The sequence below is a fragment of the Brevibacterium renqingii genome, from assembly GCF_017808105.1.
Classification (GTDB): Bacteria; Actinomycetota; Actinomycetes; order Actinomycetales; family Brevibacteriaceae; genus Brevibacterium; species Brevibacterium renqingii.
Map to the genome: position 1 here is coordinate 1 of NZ_JADBHF010000026.1, position 1,708 is coordinate 1,708.

General features: G+C 59.1%; 1 protein-coding gene. It reads left to right on the forward strand.

Annotation, left to right across the window (positions count from 1 at the left end):
* Positions 1-111 precede the first annotated feature (111 nt).
* A complete protein-coding gene (locus IHE57_RS16130; RefSeq protein WP_216630080.1) occupies positions 112-1,665 on the forward strand; it encodes an IS1634 family transposase in 1,554 nt (517 codons plus the stop codon).
* The last annotated feature ends 43 nt before the right edge of the window (positions 1,666-1,708 follow it).

Here is a 1,708-nt window from a genome sequence, read left to right on the forward strand (position 1 = left end):
CCTGACTTGCACAAGTAGGTGAGGTTTTCGTGGTCGCCGAACATATCGCGCCTGGTCAGGAGGTTGCGCGTCTGGAATTTGGGTAACTAAATTGGCCCGTATCATGGGGGAATGAGCCCTTTCGTGCGCAAGGTGCCCACCGCGTCGGGCGCCACTGCCGTGCAGATCGCTGATAAGACCGGCGGGACGTACCGCATCGTCGAGCACCTCGGGTCCGCCCATACGCCCGAAGACCTCGCCGCTCTCGTCGAGGCTGGCAAAGCCAAACTGCGTGACCCTGGACAGGCCACGCTCGACTTCGACACCGCGGACAAACCGCGGGTGTCATCAGCAGTCGTGAAGTCCAGCAGATCCGGGCTGCTCATCGACACGATCCGCAGCGTGTACGAAAGGCTCGGGTTCGATGTCGTCGATGATGAAGCGTTCTTCCAGCTCGTTGTTGCCAGGCTGGTTGAGCCGACGTCGAAGTCTGACAGTGTCAGAGTCCTCGACGAGCTCGGTGCCGAGGTGGTCCACCGCAACACGTTCCTCAACTGCTTAGTACGGGCCAATGAACGCGACTACCGGGCCCAGATCGCTGAGAAATGCTTCGCTCACAGTGTCGCCACCACCGGCATCAGTCTGCTGCTGTATGACGTCACGACCCTCTACTTCGAGGCTGAGAAGGAAGACGCGCTGCGTCAGGTCGGGTACTCGAAAGAACGCCGCGTCGACCCGCAGATCGTTGTGGGACTCCTCGTCGACCGGACCGGGTTCCCACTCGAGATCGGCTGCTTCGAGGGATCGAAAGCAGAGACTCACACGATCATTCCCGTGATCAAAGCCTTCCAAGACCGGCACCAGGTCACGGACATGGTCGTCGCCGCTGATGCGGGGATGTTGTCGGCGAAGAATCTCAAGGAACTCGATGATGCTGGGCTGCGGTTTATTGTCGGGTCGAGGCAGACGAAAGCCCCACATGATCTGGCGACCCATTTTCGGTGGAATGGCGAATACACCGACGATGGGCAGATCATCGACACGATCACCCCGAAGGGTGTGAAGCGACTCAATCCGGATCGGGTGAAGAAGAGAAGGGAACCCGTCTGGTCAGCTGAGGAGCATCCGGATGCGTGGCGGGTGGTGTGGCAATACCGGCGTAAGCGTGCGATGCGTGATGAGCAGACCTTGAACCTGCAGCGTAATCGGGCATTGGCGATCATCGATGGGGAGAAGCCGGCGAAGAAGGCCCGGTTTGTGAAGGTCACGGATGAGGAGAAAGCCTTCGATGAGAAGGCTTACGAGCGGGCGATGAAGCTGACTGGGTTCAAAGGCTATGTCACGAACATTCCCGTCGGGACCATGTCGGCTGTCGAGGTGATCGGCAGCTATCACGACTTGTGGCATGTCGAGCAGTCTTTCCGGATGTCGAAAACAGACTTGAGGGCCAGGCCGATCTTTCACCGGAGAAGGGATGCGATCGAGGCGCACTTGACGGTCGTGTTCACCGCGCTGGCCGTGTCGAGGTTCATGCAGGACGCGACCGGGACGTCGTTGAAGAAGATCATCACATCGTTGCGGCCACTGCGGGAGTTCACCGGCCGAGTGGGTGGCCAGGAAATCACGTTTACTCCAGAGGTGCCGAAGGCCGTCGAGAACATGCTTAAGGCACTGGAAAAGTCGTAAACCCGGCCTTCAGCGGTGGGTAACTAAAGTTGTGCAACTCAGG

Excerpts from the sequence above, each read along its gene's own strand:
- IHE57_RS16130 (WP_216630080.1), top strand. The coding sequence starts at position 112 with ATGAGCCCTTTCGTGCGCAAGGTGCCCACCGCGTCGGGCGCCACTGCC.